This window comes from Planktotalea sp., assembly GCF_018607995.1.
Lineage (GTDB): Bacteria > Pseudomonadota > Alphaproteobacteria > Rhodobacterales > Rhodobacteraceae > Planktotalea.
On the sequence record NZ_JABBAL010000023.1, the window covers coordinates 162,831 to 177,063 of the forward strand.

The window sequence follows — 14,233 nt, forward strand, 5'->3', positions numbered from 1 at the left end:
CAAAAAAAATGCCCTGCCGCACCAAGCAGTAGGGCATTTTTGTATTTTAAAACTACCTACCACCCAGCGCGATCCCAATGATAGGTCGATGCCATCGCCACTACTGCGCGTGTCAGTAACTCTGGCACATCGGTGGCGAGATCAAGCGACACAGCCCTATTGCCTGAGTAGTGAAATTCACTCGGGAAGGCCTCGCGCATCCGTTCCACCAAATCTGTATTGCAGTTGAAGAAAAGCGTGCATTGGTTTGGAATTTTCTGCTTCCACGCCATTCGTATCGTGCTGCCCGCTTTGCTCTGGGATGTTAGATACGAAGGCTCGCCCCATTTCAACGTCTCATGCAACGCACCAATTTCAAGGCGCACGGCCTCTTCAAAAATGATCTCGCGCAGGACGTCGAACTTGGCTTGTGCCGCAACAGGATAGGTTGCGAAAACCGCTTTCACATCTTGCGGCATATCGGGAAGAGCCAGCGTTTCCATTAGACCACCTCAATCGGCAAACGAATTTCAGAGAGCAATTCAGCAGGTGCAGTTTGCGATGGATCGTTCAAATAGGCCTCAAGGATCAGCGCATCTCCTAGCTCATATCCGCTTTCGGGCAACCACACGCCAAACAACCAATCATAAGCGGCTCGCATCTCTGAATATGGGCCCTTGTGGCTGAGCACAGCGTAGGTCCCACCTTCGATCTCAAGTTGCTTCAGCGAACCGATCGGCGCTTCAGCCTGCCCGAAAAGCCCGACAGCGGTAGAGCGCAATTCATTTTCTGACAACGCATCTGGATCATCGAAGAACACACCATAGGCACCAATCAACTCGCCCATTTTGCCCGCCTCACCCAGCGTGGCCATCAGCGTGCCAAAGGCTTGATCAATGCCCATATAGCTGCCTGTGCGGTGTGCACCTAGCGCGTGACTTAAAGACAGGTCACGCAATTGCATCGGGAATGCGCCTGCGTTCGCCAAGCGTGCGGCGTTGAGCAATTCCATATGCGAACCGGTCTTGCGATAGTTCCCTGGTGAGGTGCCATAGCTTTCAGAAAACGCGCACGAAAATACGATATCCATCGGCCTCTTCGCCGCGAGCCGCAGTTTCCCCGAGGCCTAAAGCCTGCTCCGACAGATCACATGGCCCTTCTGCAAAACCTGTTGCGCGTAACCTCACTCAATGCGCGACACATTGCGATGGCGTTCTGCGCCCGCGCCCTTTACGCTGACATCGTCGAGCATCAAAGCGAACACCTGAATGTCATCACGTCTACCCATCTTTTTCATTGTTGCGACTGTTGCAATCGATGCGATGGGCATCGGGTTGATCATGCCCGTGATGCCCGATCTTTTGCGCGAAGTGGACGGAGGCAATCTGAGCGAGGCGGCTATTTGGGGCGGTATCCTCGCCACGACATTCGCGGTGATGCAGTTCCTGTTCGGCCCTGTCATCGGCTCGCTTAGCGATCAATACGGGCGCAAACCGATCCTCGTGGTGTCGCTGGTAATCATGGCCCTAGTATATGCGATGTCCGCACTAACAACCAGCATTTGGGTGCTCTTCATCGGGCGCATCCTTGGCGGAATATCCTCTGCCACCCACGCTACAGCCGCAGCCTATATGGCAGATGTGTCCAAACCAGATGAGAAGGCTGCGAACTTTGGCCTCATTGGCGCGGGGTTCGGGATCGGTTTTGTGCTTGGCCCCGTTGTTGGCGGTCTATTAGCCGAATTCGGCACACGCGCGCCGTTCTGGGCCGCGGGAGCGCTAGCGCTATCGAATGCTGCACTGGGATGGTTTGTATTGCGCGAAAGCGTGACGGACGCGACCCGACGCGCCTTCAGCTGGACACGCGCAAATCCGTTTGGGGCTTTCAAATCCATCACCAGCTTTCCGGGCCTCGGCCCTTTGTTGCTGGTCTATTTCTTCTATCAAATCGGCACGGTCGTTTACCCCTCCGTCTGGGCTTTCTACGGCGTGGAGCGTTTTGATTGGTCGCCAAGCATGATCGGCGTGTCACTCGCGATTTTCGGCCTGTGCTTTGCTTTCGTGCAAGGCGTGCTTGTGCAACCCTCAATCCGCCGTTTTGGGCATCGCAAAACTGTGGTCATCGGCCTCGCGCTAGAGGCAACGACCCTCTTCATCTTCGCTGCGATTACATCGGGCACGTCGCTCTTGCTGCTGATCCCCCTGACCGCCCTTGGCGCAGTTGGAATGCCCGCTTTGCAAGGGATTATGTCGCGCCGCGTCAGCGACGATGCTCAGGGCGAGTTCCAAGGCGTACTCACCTCCGTCAATTCCCTTGCGGCGATCATGGCCCCCCTCGTGATGACCCGTAGTTTTGCCTATTTCACAGATCCGGAGACACCGATCTATCTGCCCGGTGCGCCCTTCATTATTGCAGGGACCTTGATGATGGTCGCAGTGCTGATCTTTCAACTGCGCAAACGTGCGCCTGCCACCTCATAAAATCCACTAAATGTCGGAAACGGGCTTGTCTGTTGGCTGTGCTTGGTCAAACCTGAGCGCAAGTTTAGGAGAACACAATGCCCACAATAAAAGCCGCCGTATGCCATGAATTTGGCACCCCATTGTCCGTTGAGGACGTGCAGTTACGCGCGCCTGAAATGGGTGAGATTGAAGTCACGCTCGAAGCCTGCGCGATCTGCCATTCCGACATTTCCTATGCGGGCGGCGCTTGGGGCGGCTCCCTGCCTGCGGTCTATGGACATGAAGCGGCGGGTAAGATCACCAGCGTTGGCGGTGGCGTGCGCGGATTGGCTGAGGGCGATAGCGTGGTTGTCACCCTTATCCGCGCCTGTGGCAATTGCGTGTGTTGCGCGGGCGGTGCACCGACTTTGTGCGAGACACCTTATGACGGCGATCTCGGGCCTTTGAAGACCGCAGATGGCGGCAAGTTGCATCAGGCGATGGCCTGCGGCGCGTTTGCGGAAAAGGTCGTTGTCGATCAGCGCCAAGTCGTCAAAATCGCTGAAGATATTCCGAAAGATGCGGCCGCCCTGCTGGCCTGCGGCGTAATCACAGGTGTGGGTGCAGTGGTCAACGCAGCCAAGCTGACAGCGGGTCAGGATGTTGTGGTGATTGGCGCGGGCGGTGTTGGTTTGAACGCCATTCAAGGCGCACGGATCGCGGGTGCGCGCCGCATCGTGGCTGTCGATATGAGCGAAGAAAAGCTTACGATCGCAAAGGAGTTCGGTGCGACCGACGGCGTGCTGGCTACCGGTGACAAACCATGGCGCGACGCGAAGGCGGCCATCGGGCGCGGTGCGGATGCGGTGATCGTAACTGTTGGTGTTGCGGCGGCCTACACAGACGCCGCACGCTACCTCGCCTATGGCGGCAAGGTGGTCATGGTCGGCATGCCGGCGACAGGTGCCAAATCCGAATATGAGGCAGCGAATTTCGCCGCCGTCGGTCAGTCGATGATCGGCTCCAAAATGGGCGACGCAGTAATTCAACGCGACATCCCGTGGATGGTCGATATGTATAGCCAAGGACGTTTGAAGCTGGACGAGCTGATCTCTGGCCGTTGGTCGCTTGATCAGATCAACGAAGCGATTGAGGACACGAAATCAGGCTCTGCCAAACGCAATGTGATCATGTTCAAATGAAGCTGCAAGACCTCGATATCATCGTTACCGCCCCCCCTGCCCCGGGTTGGGGTGGGCGCTACTGGATCCTCGTCAAAGTCACGACAGACACGGGGATAACCGGCTGGGGTGAATGCTATGCCTCCTCCATCGGGCCAGATGCGATGCGCCCCGTGATCGAGGACGTGTTCAAGCGGCACATGCAAGGCGAGAACCCTGAAAACATCGAGCTGATGTTCCGTCGCGCCTATTCCTCCGGCTTCACGCAACGCCCTGACCTGACGGTCATGGGTGCGTTTTCGGGACTGGAGATTGCCTGCTGGGACATCCTCGGTAAAGCGCGCGAGCGTCCTGTCTACGCGTTGCTTGGCGGGCAAATGAACGAGCGCATCCGCGCCTACACCTACCTCTACCCTCTACCGCACCACGACATGGCCGCCTTCTGGACCTCCCCCGAAATGGCCGCAGAATCCGCCGCTGATGCCGTCGCGCGTGGCTACACGGCGGTCAAATTCGACCCCGCCGGCCCCTACACGATGCGCGGCGGCCACATGCCTGCGATGAGCGACATCAGTCAATCCGTCGCCTTCTGCAAAGCCATCCGTGAGGCTGTGGGCGACAAGGCCGATCTGCTCTTTGGCACGCACGGCCAGTTCAACACCGCCGGCGCAATCCGCCTTGGCCAAGCGCTGGAACCCTACTCACCCCTTTGGTTCGAAGAACCCACCCCCCCCGATCACATCGAGGACATGGCCCGCGTCGCGCGTAATGTGCGCATCCCTGTGGCGACCGGTGAGCGGATGACGACTAAGTCGGAATTCGCGACAGTCCTGCGCGCAGGCGCTGCTGAAATCTTGCAACCCGCTTTGGGTCGGGCTGGCGGTATATGGGAGATGAAAAAGACCGCAGCTATCGCTGAAGTCTTCAACGCGCAAATGGCGCCGCATCTTTATGCTGGACCTGTGGAATGGGCCGCGAACATCCACCTCGCGGCCTCCATCCCGAACATCTTGATGGCAGAAACGATTGAAACGCCGTTTCACGACGCGCTGATCAAAAGCACACTCAAAGTCGAGGACGGGTTCATCACCCCACCGACAACGCCCGGTCTGGGCATCAGCGTCGACGAAGAGCTTGCCCGCGCGCATCCCTACACAGGCGATGGGCTACATTTGCAAATGCAGGAAGAGCCGTGTGACTACGCGAATGGCAACAACTTTGAAGGCGGCGCACCTGCCCCCAAAGACTAAGGCTGATCTTGATCTTTCCAAACAAGCTCCCGGCCCCTTAGGGCCGGAATTCTAATTTTCTAGAAAATTTGCGCTAGCCCGCAACGCGCTCCCAAGGGCGAATGAAAGAGCCGAGCACGTCGGTAATCGCGCTGTCCTCATCTGAAGACGCAGACAATTGCGCGACCAATCCGCGTTTCTTGTCATCCACAACGGAGACGACACGCGCCTCAACACCTGCTTTCTCAAGCGCGCCGTTATACACACGCGTAATCGCGGATTTGCGCAGATCCGGCTTGAACACTTTGCCCACAGCCGTCTTTGGCAATTCTTCCAGAATGGTCATATGTTTGGGCTGCGCTGCACGTTCGTGCACGTTGGTTTTGCAAAACTCCATCAGCTCCGCCTCTGTAACGCTTGCACCTGCGACCAACTCAACGAACGCGCAAGGCACTTCACCCGCATGCGCATCTGGCTGACCAATCGCCCCCGCGAAAGCGACGGCTTTGTGGCCCAGCAAGGCCTCTTCAATTTCCGCAGGATCAATGTTGTGACCGCCGCGAATGATCAAATCTTTCGCACGGCCTGTGATCCACAAATAATTATCGGAATCAAAGCGACCTAAGTCGCCTGTGCGCAAATATTCACCATGAAACAAATCCCGGTTCTTGTCTTCTTCAGTATAGGTCGCACCGACAGAGACACCCGGATTGGAAATGCAAATCTCGCCCACTTCGTCCACCGCACATTCAAGCGGCCCATCTGGTGTATCTTTGAGGATTTTCACATCGCAATAGGGGAAGGTCATCCCGATAGACCCAACCTTCTTTTCCCCCTCAGGCGGGTTGATTGAGACCAGACAGGTTGCTTCCGTCAGGCCATAGCCTTCGACGATCTGCACGCCCGTGGCTTCCTCAAATCGCTTGAATAACTCCAAAGGTAGCGGCGCGGAGCCGGAGAACGCAGTTTTCACAGAGCTTACATCGGCATCAATCGGACGCTGCATCAGCGCAGAGATCGCGGTCGGCACGGTAATGATGAAACTAATTTTCCAACGCTCAACAAGTTTCCAGAAGTTGTCGAACACGCCGTCGCCACGATAGCCTTGCGGGGTTGGGAAAACCACATGCGCACCACTTGAAATAGCCGCCATCAAAATCACGTGCACCGCGAAAACATGGAACAAAGGCAGCGGACAAATCACGTTGTCGTCTTCTGTAAACAGCAACTCGTGACCCAGCCAGCCATTATAGATCATCCCGTTATAGGTATGCTGCGCGACCTTGGGCATGCCCGTCGTGCCACCTGTGTGGAAATAAGCGGCGACGCGATCGGCTTTGCTATCTGCAAAGTCCAGTGTCGTGTTCTGTTGTGCAACTTCGCGGACGAAATTCAGCACTTTGGCATGGTGTGCGACAGGGTTTTTCGGACGCACCAAAGGCACGATCCAGCTTTTGGGTGGCGTGAGGTAGCGGTTGAGATCCACCTCAAGCACGGTCTTCACGTTTGGTGCATGGCGCACCGCTTCAGCGGTCTTTTGCGCGACATCCGTTTTCGGGAACGCCTTCAAAGTTACCACGACTTTCGCGCCCGTCTCGCGCAGTATTGCTGCGATTTGATCTGCTTCCAAAAGCGGATTGATTGGGTTTACGATTCCCGCGACCATCCCGCCAAGCAAGGCCAAAGTTGTCTCATTCGCGTTCGGGAGGATGTAGGCCACGACATCCTTCTCGCCAACACCGAGTTTGCGAAACAGGTTCGCCGTTTGCACGGTTTTGTCGTGCAGCTCGGACCAGCTTAACGTTTCTGCCTTATCGGTTGGGCCTGAAAACAACTGATAGCTGACAGCCGAGTGGTTCGGAAATTTCGTCGCCGTGCGGCTGAGTAATCCGTAAAGCGTCGTGGGCACGTCGCGCTCTGACCACGGCATTTCCGCTTCTAAGGCTATCTTGTCTGCAATGGATGCAAATCCCATGGTTGCTCCTCCCCTGAACCATAACACTCTCGCGCGCATGTACACACGTTTGCGCTAAGATGAGCAAAGGGCACCCTAAAGGCAAGCATTCCCAAGGGTAGTTTTGCGCCAAACCTATGACTTACCGGCCATCTCACGAAAAAGGGAGCCGCCAAACTGCTCCCCTTCAAACTGTTTCAGATCGTGTAAGCCTACGCTTCTACGCCTTCCTGCCGGATACGCAGAACCTGATCTGGATAGATTTTGTCAGGGTGGCTGAGCATTGGTTTATTCGCCTCGTAGATCTCTGTGTATTTTAATCCGTTGCCCATCGCGTTTTCAGCAAATGCCCAAAGCTTGTCGCCTTTTTCAACGGTGTAGAACACAGGTGTTAGACCGTCGTCTTCATCCGTTTCAACTGCGTCAATGCCTGTCACGTTACCAACCGCAAGAATGATCTTCTCACGAATGGACGGGCTGACCGCACCAACGCCTGCAAAGCGTACTTTGTCTCCGTCCACTTGAAGGTCGAGTCCTTCAGCTTCTTGCCTGCGTCTTTCGCAAAACTCCACAAACCCATCTGATATCCATCCTTGATAAGTCAGACGCGACTTTGACGCGAGCCACACTTGGACGCGAGGGGAATTCAGGCGTCTTCAAACCCTGCCGTGAACTGAAGCCGCGCGAGGCGCGCGTAAAGACCGTCCTGCGCGACCAATGCGTCATGGGTTCCGGTCGCGACGACGCGCCCAGCTTCAAGCACGACGATGCGATCAGCCTTCTTCACAGTCGAAAGGCGGTGCGCGACGATCAAAGTGGTGCGCCCTTGGGACAATTCATCCACAGCCAATTGCACCGCGCGTTCGCTTTCCGCGTCAAGCGCACTGGTCGCCTCATCCAAAAGCAATACAGGCGCGTCACGCAAAATCGCGCGCGCAATTGCGATGCGTTGCTTTTGACCGCCCGACAACATCACACCGCGTTCACCCACATAGCTGTCATAACCATCCGGTAGCGCGGAAATAAAGTCATGCGCAGCAGCAGCCTTGGCCGCTTCTTCCACATCAGCATCGCTCGCGTCTGGTCGCCCGAAACGAATGTTCTCGCGGGCAGAGGCGGCGAAAATGACGGGGTCCTGCGGTACTAGTGAAATATGCTGGCGAAACCTGTCGCGATCCATCGCTGTCAGAGGTACGCCGTCGAGCCGGATTACCCCCGATTGCGGATCATAGAAGCGTTGGATCATCTGAATAATCGTGGTTTTTCCCGCCCCCGAAGGTCCGACAAATGCGATCGTTTCACCCGATGCAATATCCAAGCTCACCTCTTCAAGTGCGGGCGTGTCTGGACGGGTAGGATAGCGGAATGACACGGTTTCAAACGCGATTTCGCCCTTTACGGGTGTAGCCAATTCCACAGGCTGTTCGGGATCATTGACGGTGTCTTCAGCATCGAGCAATTCGACCAAACGCTCCGTCGCACCTGCAGCGCGTTGCAATTCGCTCCAAATTTCCGAAAGGGCGGCAACGGCCCCCGCCACCATCACAGCGTAGATCACGAATTGAACAAGCGCACCCGTGCTCATCAGATCTGCGCGCACGTCCCGCGCGCCGATCCACAAGACACCGACGACGCCAGAGAAAACCAAGAAGATCACGATTGCCGTCAAGTAGGCACGCACCGTGATGCGGCGGCGCGCAGCATCGAAACTTTTCTCGGTAAAATCTGCAAACATATGTTGGCTTTGGGCCTCGTGCGTGAAGGCTTGCACGGTTTGCACAGAGCCTAGCGTTTCCGAAGCATTGCCTGAGGAGGCCGCGATCCAGTCCTGGTTTTCGCGGCTCAGCACGCGCAAACGACGCCCCATGAGCAAGATCGGCACGATGACAGCAGGCACTAGCAAAAGCACAAGACCCGTGAGTTTGGCAGAGGTGAAGAGCATCAAGATCAAGCCACCAATGAAAATCAACATATTGCGCAAAGCGACAGAGATCGATGATCCGATCACCGAAAGGATCAGCGTTGTATCTGTGGTAATTCGGCTCAGGACTTCGCCTGTCATGATCTTTTCGTAAAACTCGGGGCTCATGGCAATGACGCGGTCGAACACGGCCTTGCGAATATCTGCAACCACCCGCTCGCCCAAGCGCGTGACTAATGCGTAGCGCAGCGCCGTGCCCAGCGCGAGCAAGGCGGTGATCGCCAATGCTGACGCGAAATACTGATCGAGCAGGCCGCCATCCGCTGATTCAAAATTGTCGATGACGCGGCGCACAGCCAAAGGCATTAGAAGCGACACAAAGGCCGTTAGAGTCAGCGCCAAAGACGCGAAAATCACCAGTGGTTTGTAGGGTGCCAGGAACGGCCAGAGGCGGCGCAGGGTAGACAGTTCTTTCGATTTCGCGCGTTCTGCTTCCGTCAGATTGGGAGCAATTTGGTTGGCAGGTGCCGTGGTGTCGGAGGCCATGAGTAATCCTTAAAACGCTGATCAGTCGCATTAAAGGCACCTAAGCACTTGGGTCAAGCGCGGCACATGGGCGCGCTATTCATTCTGGAGTGGAAGGATGGAGCGGGCGGAGGGAATCGAACCCTCATCTTCAGTTTGGAAAACTGAGGTCTTAACCATTACACAACGCCCGCGCGCTGGATTGGACATAAGTCAGCCCTCACAAAGGGTCAAGGCGCACATGTGAGGAAAGTCACTAAACTCTGCGTTTCACTGTATTTGGTGATGCTCTGCGCAAAACGTTGGGGTATCACTCGAGTCTACCACAAGATTGATGCTTAAAACTTGCGCACTTTTGCCTCATTTTTGCCTTCTAGCACTCCTATCCCTGCTCCAAACAACTTGCGTTTCTGACAGCGCAAAAGGAGTGATATGATGTTCAAGCCTATCTTTTTTTCAATGGCCGCGCTCAGCTTGAGCTTTGCGCAGGTCGCAAGCGCAAATGACTATAGCATTCTCGTTGAAGAAGGTGCGTTCTACCCGGAAATCACGTATCTCGCCCCAGGCGATACTGTGACGTTTACCAATAATAAAAACTACTCTATCGAAGTCATCGCAAGCGATGCAAACTGGACCACAGGGTCCTTGGCGACGAGCATGGACTACGTTTTGTCAATCTCCGCGGAGACCGCGCTTTCGTTCGGTTTGGTCTCTGATGCGGAAATCGCAGGGACCTTCTCCTTCGACCTCGCACCTTTGGGTGATGTCAACGGAGACGACAATGACGCTTTTGACGGCACCGACGGACCAGAATCGTCTAACTAAGCGCTTACAGCGTCAATTAAATGCGCGCCACTTGCGCGGTTAGAATTGACGCCGCGATCGACGCGATAGAATTGTAAATGATTTTCCGGCGCGGCCTGCATCAGCAGCGCTGCGCCTTTGCCTTGCTCGCCGAGCCACAGCGCCCAGTCCTGTTGCGCAAGGATGACGGGCATGCGGTGGTGAATCGCGCTCATGGAAGTGTTCGCGGCACAGGTCACGACAGCGCAAGTTCGCAGCGTTTCTTCGCCATGCTGCCAATCTTGCCAAATTCCTGCAAAGGCGAGCGGAGCTTTGTCGTGTGCGTGAATAAACCAAGGGTCACGCCCACCTTCGCTGTCTTTGGTCCACTCATAAAATCCGCTCGCGGGGATAAGGCAGCGCCGTTCGCGCGCCGCTGTTCTAAACGCGGGTTTTTCTGCAATCGTTTCCGCACGCGCGTTGATCAAAAGTGGGCCGCCATTCGGTTTTTCATACCAGCGCGGGATAAACCCCCATCGCATCGAAGAGAGGCGACGCGTGCCACCCTCGCTTTGGATCGTGTGCAATTGGGTTGTCGGGCAGACGTTATAATTTGGCACCTCGGGAAGATCATTTGCAGGCTGCGCCGCAAAGAGTTGCGCCATCGCGTCATTAGGAAGAGTTACTGCAAGGCGTCCACACATGCGCTTGAGTGTAGGGCAATCGAAATGAAACGCGACACGAATTTTCTAAGAAAATTCAATTCCATCTTCTTCACATAAGAATATGGTTCTCAAATTATGTGGGGAGGGATTTCATGAGTATTTGTATTGTCTATTTTTCGGTGGACGGACACACGCGCGCATTGGCAGAGGCCATCGCCAAAGGGAGCGCCGCACGCCTATTTGATGTGACCGCGCTTAGCGACGCAGATTGGCGCGCACTGGATAGTGCTGGCGCGGTCATTATGGGCGCGCCGACTTACATGGGTGGTCTGCCCACTCCTTTTGTGCAGTTCATCGAAGAAGCCGCCACGCGCTGGGACACGGGCCAATGGCGTGACAAACTTGCGGGTGGGTTTTCCACGGCAATGCATCCGGCAGGTGATAAGCTGAATGTTTTGACCAGCATGTTTATTTTCGCAGCGCAAATGGGGATAATCTGGATCGGCAATGCCGAAACTGGCGCACCAGTTGTGGCTGAGAATGAGGGGATCAACACCGACGGCTCTTGGGTAGGCGTCACGGCCAGTGTTCCGCGCGAAGGGGATGAGATTTTGTCGGGTGGTGATTTGGAAACAGCGCGGCGTTACGGAGTTCGTATGCGCGCAGCGCTCGAAAAGTGGAAGCGCTAGATGGGGGCGCTGCACCCAAGCCTGCGGCCTTCCCCCGAGGTATTTTGAAGACCAACGAAACGCAAAGGGAATAGGGCGCGGGTTTTGATCACCGCGCCCTATTCAGTTTACTTCATTGAGATGCGCCCATCCGTGTAGGGTGTGTAGGGGCCTTGCGCCGCAAGATATTCAGCCGTCACATCCGCAAGGTCAGGGCCGTAGTCGTATGCATTCTCAGCGTCGCGGAACATCTTATAGCCGTCGCCGCCATTGCGCACATAATTGTTGGACACCGCGCCATACATCTTGGCGAGATCAACCGCAGCACCACCTACCATGACGTTTGAGATGCGGCTGCCAACCTCTGCACTGGCATCGAACGTGAAGCTAACACCTGCAACTTGCGGGAAACGACCTTTGACTTCCTCCACTTGGCTCACCCCGTTTTCAAGCGCAGCCACAAAGGTTGCACCGGAAATACGGAAGGTGGAGAGAGTATTTTGGAATGGCAGGACAGTCAGGACTTCACCCATCGTCACCTCGCCCGCGTCGATGGAGGCACGGATCCCACCAGAGTTCGCAATCGCGATTTCAACGCCTTGGTCTTTCACCCGATCCAGCATTGCATCCGCGACAAGGTTGCCCATCGCACATTCCTGCACACGGCAAATCGCGCGATCCCCTTCAATTGCATCCGCCGCATTAGCGACTACTTTGTTGCGGATCTCTTCCAATGGGGCTGCCGCTTCGGCGATCCGTGCTTTTGTCGCCACATCTTCATTGATTGCGCCGTCAACGATTATTGGCTCACCCACAGCTTCGGTGATCTCGCCCGCATCATTGAAGGTGACGTACAGCTCGCCCAGAAATTTGCCATAGGCATAGGCCTGCACAATCGCCGTTGCGCCGACTACAGTCGGATAGGCTCCTTCCGCGCGCTCGTTCGTATTGGAGAGCAAGGTGTTAGAGTGACCGCCGACGATCACATCAACGCCAGTCGTCCCAGCAGCAACAGCCTGATCGACCACATAGCCAGAGTGCGACAGAACGATGATCTTGTTCACACCCATGTCTGTCAGCTTATCAACCTCGCCTTGAACCGCATTCACAGGTTCTGTGAAAATGATGTTGGGACCGGGGCTTGCCAATTCGTCTGTGTCCTGAGGTGTCAGGCCGATCAGGCCCAGCTTTTGACCACCGCGTTCAATCACTGTGGACTTGGCGAGCTTGCCTGCGAGCAGTTCTTCCCCGCTCACATCCGCGTTGGACATCAGGACAGGGAAATCGACCGCATCCATGAAGCCGCGCAGAACTTCGGGGCCATCGTCAAATTCATGGTTGCCCACCGTCATCGCGTCATAGCCAAGCTTGTTCATCATCTCAGCCGCGAGTTTACCCTTGTAATAGGTGTAAAACAGCGTGCCTTGGAACTGATCACCGCCATCCACGAGGATCGAATTGTTTGTGCGTGCGCGGGCCTCTGCAACGGCAGTCACCAATCGCGCGGAGCCGCCAAAACACTTGCCTTCTGCGTTGTCTTCCGCGCCGCATCCGCTGTCATATTTGCTAATCGGCTCAAAGCGCGCATGGAAATCGTTTGTGTGTAAAATCGTCAGTGAATAATCAGCGGAGGCAATACCTGCTGTTAGTGCGAGGCTGGCCGCCCCTGCCAATAAACGTGTGAGCATGTTTGAATTTCCTTTTATCTTGAACCCTGAGTCGAATGTTGGCCTGTCGCTGGCATTCTGTCAAAGGCCGACGTGGCGCAAAGCTTGAAACAAGAAATTTATGCGCCTAGCTCCAATAGATGTTCAGATGGATTCGCATTGTCTTTGTTGTCCTAACCTTCGCTGTAACGTGGGCCTATGCTGCCCTACCGGGACACCACCGCGCGCTGACCCCCGAATTTTTCGGCCTCTTCTTAATCGAGAACGGGATTTATACCGACGCCCCCGAAAGACACGCTGAATTTGAAGCGCTCCTTGACACCGCGCAAGCACGCGCTCAGGGGTTTTTTGGTGGAGCAAAGGCCCCTCGGATCATCATATGTACATCGCAAGAGTGCGCAAACAGGTTCGATCTGAAGCTGCGTGGTCTTACCCTTGGGCGGCATCTCGTTTTTCTCGGTCCGAAAGGCTTGAACGAAATGATCCTTACCCATGAGTTTGCCCATATCCATCTTCACAGCCGAATGGGTGTCCAAGATGTTTTTCACCAGCGTATTCCAGCTTGGTTTAACGAAGGACTGGCCACGCATTTGGCTCGCGATTCACGTGTGCAATCTTTCGCGCCACGACAGGCGACTTGGATCAAACAAGCGAAGAGTTTTCGAGCGTGGGGTCGTTTGCATCAAACACGGGATTGGCAAGAGACCTATGGCGCAGCCAAGACATTGGTGGCGGCCTTGCACGCTGAGATTGGCGATGTAGGTTTGCGCACGATCATAGATCGACGCTATTGAAACCGGTGATTTTGAAGCAGCTTTGCACAGGCAAGTGGGCCGTGACTGGCCTTGACGCTATCGCCGGCTTGGATCATCACGGCCCCCATGAAAATATACAAAATCTTTCGCGCCGATGAGTGGGCGCAGCTTCGCCAAGACAAATCCACCAAAGGTGCTCCAATCGACATCTCGGATGGCTATGTGCATTTCTCGACAGCCAAACAGGCGCAGGAAACCGCAGACAAGCATTTCTCGGGTGTGGATGGTTTATTCCTGCTTGGCTGTGATGCGGAGACGATGGGCGCCGCGCTTAAATGGGAAGTCTCGCGGGGGGGGACAGAGTTTCCGCATTTGTACCGCGAGTTGCGCATAGAAGATGTTGAATGGGCACAGCCTTTGCCTTTGGTTGATGGCACGCATCATTTTCCAGCAGGGCTGGAATAA

14 protein-coding genes and 1 tRNA gene are annotated in these 14,233 nt (G+C 55.5%); 7 read left to right on the forward strand and 8 right to left on the reverse strand.

Going from position 1 to position 14,233, the window contains the following annotated elements; translation table 11 throughout:
• Positions 1-56: 56 nt before the first annotated feature.
• Positions 57-482 carry a DUF1801 domain-containing protein gene (locus tag QZ280_RS09280; protein ID WP_293443023.1) on the reverse strand — a complete coding sequence of 142 codons (426 nt, stop codon included), beginning with the start codon at positions 480-482 and terminating at the stop codon, positions 57-59.
• Positions 482-1,069: a GyrI-like domain-containing protein gene (locus tag QZ280_RS09285; protein ID WP_293443026.1), complete on the reverse strand. Its 588-nt coding sequence runs from the start codon at positions 1,067-1,069 to the stop codon at positions 482-484. The genes QZ280_RS09280 and QZ280_RS09285 overlap by 1 nt, the downstream gene beginning before the upstream one ends.
• A 178-nt stretch (positions 1,070-1,247) precedes the next feature.
• Here QZ280_RS09285 and QZ280_RS09290 point away from each other — a divergent pair, with 178 nt between their 5' ends.
• The 3 genes from QZ280_RS09290 (at position 1,248) to QZ280_RS09300 (ending at position 4,851) form a co-directional block, all read left to right on the forward strand.
• Positions 1,248-2,459: a TCR/Tet family MFS transporter gene (locus tag QZ280_RS09290; protein WP_293443028.1), complete on the forward strand. Its 1,212-nt coding sequence runs from the start codon at positions 1,248-1,250 to the stop codon at positions 2,457-2,459.
• A 77-nt stretch (positions 2,460-2,536) separates the two neighbouring features.
• Positions 2,537-3,622 (forward strand): zinc-binding dehydrogenase, encoded by a 1,086-nt coding sequence (locus QZ280_RS09295; RefSeq protein ID WP_293443031.1) that lies wholly within the window; start codon positions 2,537-2,539, stop codon positions 3,620-3,622.
• Positions 3,619-4,851, forward strand: coding sequence for a mandelate racemase/muconate lactonizing enzyme family protein (locus tag QZ280_RS09300; RefSeq protein ID WP_293443033.1), 1,233 nt, complete (start codon positions 3,619-3,621; stop codon positions 4,849-4,851). The genes QZ280_RS09295 and QZ280_RS09300 overlap by 4 nt, the downstream gene beginning before the upstream one ends.
• A gap of 73 nt (positions 4,852-4,924) precedes the next feature.
• Here QZ280_RS09300 and QZ280_RS09305 read toward each other — a convergent pair whose 3' ends face one another.
• The 4 genes from QZ280_RS09305 to QZ280_RS09320 all read right to left on the reverse strand — a co-directional run bounded on the left by QZ280_RS09305 (position 4,925) and on the right by QZ280_RS09320 (position 9,424).
• Positions 4,925-6,805, reverse strand: a complete 1,881-nt coding sequence (locus tag QZ280_RS09305; protein ID WP_293443036.1) for an acyl-CoA synthetase — start codon at positions 6,803-6,805, stop codon at positions 4,925-4,927.
• A gap of 191 nt (positions 6,806-6,996) precedes the next feature.
• Positions 6,997-7,305 carry a LysM peptidoglycan-binding domain-containing protein gene (locus QZ280_RS09310; protein WP_293443039.1) on the reverse strand — a complete coding sequence of 103 codons (309 nt, stop codon included), beginning with the start codon at positions 7,303-7,305 and terminating at the stop codon, positions 6,997-6,999.
• Positions 7,306-7,430: 125 nt separating this feature from the next.
• Positions 7,431-9,251 (reverse strand): ABC transporter transmembrane domain-containing protein, encoded by a 1,821-nt coding sequence (locus QZ280_RS09315; protein WP_293443042.1) that lies wholly within the window; start codon positions 9,249-9,251, stop codon positions 7,431-7,433.
• 98 nt (positions 9,252-9,349) lie between these two features.
• A tRNA-Gly gene (locus QZ280_RS09320) sits at positions 9,350-9,424 on the reverse strand.
• A gap of 241 nt (positions 9,425-9,665) precedes the next feature.
• Between QZ280_RS09320 and QZ280_RS09325 the strand changes: the two genes are divergently transcribed.
• Positions 9,666-10,055, forward strand: a complete 390-nt coding sequence (locus QZ280_RS09325) for a hypothetical protein (RefSeq protein ID WP_293443046.1) — start codon at positions 9,666-9,668, stop codon at positions 10,053-10,055.
• Here QZ280_RS09325 and QZ280_RS09330 read toward each other — a convergent pair.
• Positions 10,052-10,717, reverse strand: coding sequence for an SOS response-associated peptidase (locus tag QZ280_RS09330; RefSeq protein ID WP_293443049.1), 666 nt, complete (start codon positions 10,715-10,717; stop codon positions 10,052-10,054). The genes QZ280_RS09325 and QZ280_RS09330 overlap by 4 nt on opposite strands.
• Before the next feature lie 113 nt (positions 10,718-10,830).
• Here QZ280_RS09330 and QZ280_RS09335 point away from each other — a divergent pair, with 113 nt between their 5' ends.
• Entirely contained in the window at positions 10,831-11,367 is a 537-nt protein-coding gene (locus QZ280_RS09335) for a flavodoxin domain-containing protein (RefSeq protein ID WP_293443051.1), read from the forward strand.
• Between the two features lie 107 nt (positions 11,368-11,474).
• On the opposite strand, the gene QZ280_RS09340 is transcribed toward QZ280_RS09335, so the two are convergent.
• Complete coding sequence (locus tag QZ280_RS09340; protein ID WP_293443054.1) at positions 11,475-13,034, reverse strand: bifunctional metallophosphatase/5'-nucleotidase; 1,560 nt, start codon at positions 13,032-13,034, stop codon at positions 11,475-11,477.
• Positions 13,035-13,153: 119 nt separating this feature from the next.
• Between QZ280_RS09340 and QZ280_RS09345 the strand changes: the two genes are divergently transcribed.
• Together QZ280_RS09345 and QZ280_RS09350 are read left to right on the forward strand one after the other, a co-directional pair.
• Positions 13,154-13,807, forward strand: a complete 654-nt coding sequence (locus tag QZ280_RS09345) for a hypothetical protein (RefSeq protein WP_293443057.1) — start codon at positions 13,154-13,156, stop codon at positions 13,805-13,807.
• Positions 13,808-13,894: 87 nt separating this feature from the next.
• Positions 13,895-14,233, forward strand: coding sequence for a DUF952 domain-containing protein (locus tag QZ280_RS09350; protein ID WP_293443060.1), 339 nt, complete (start codon positions 13,895-13,897; stop codon positions 14,231-14,233).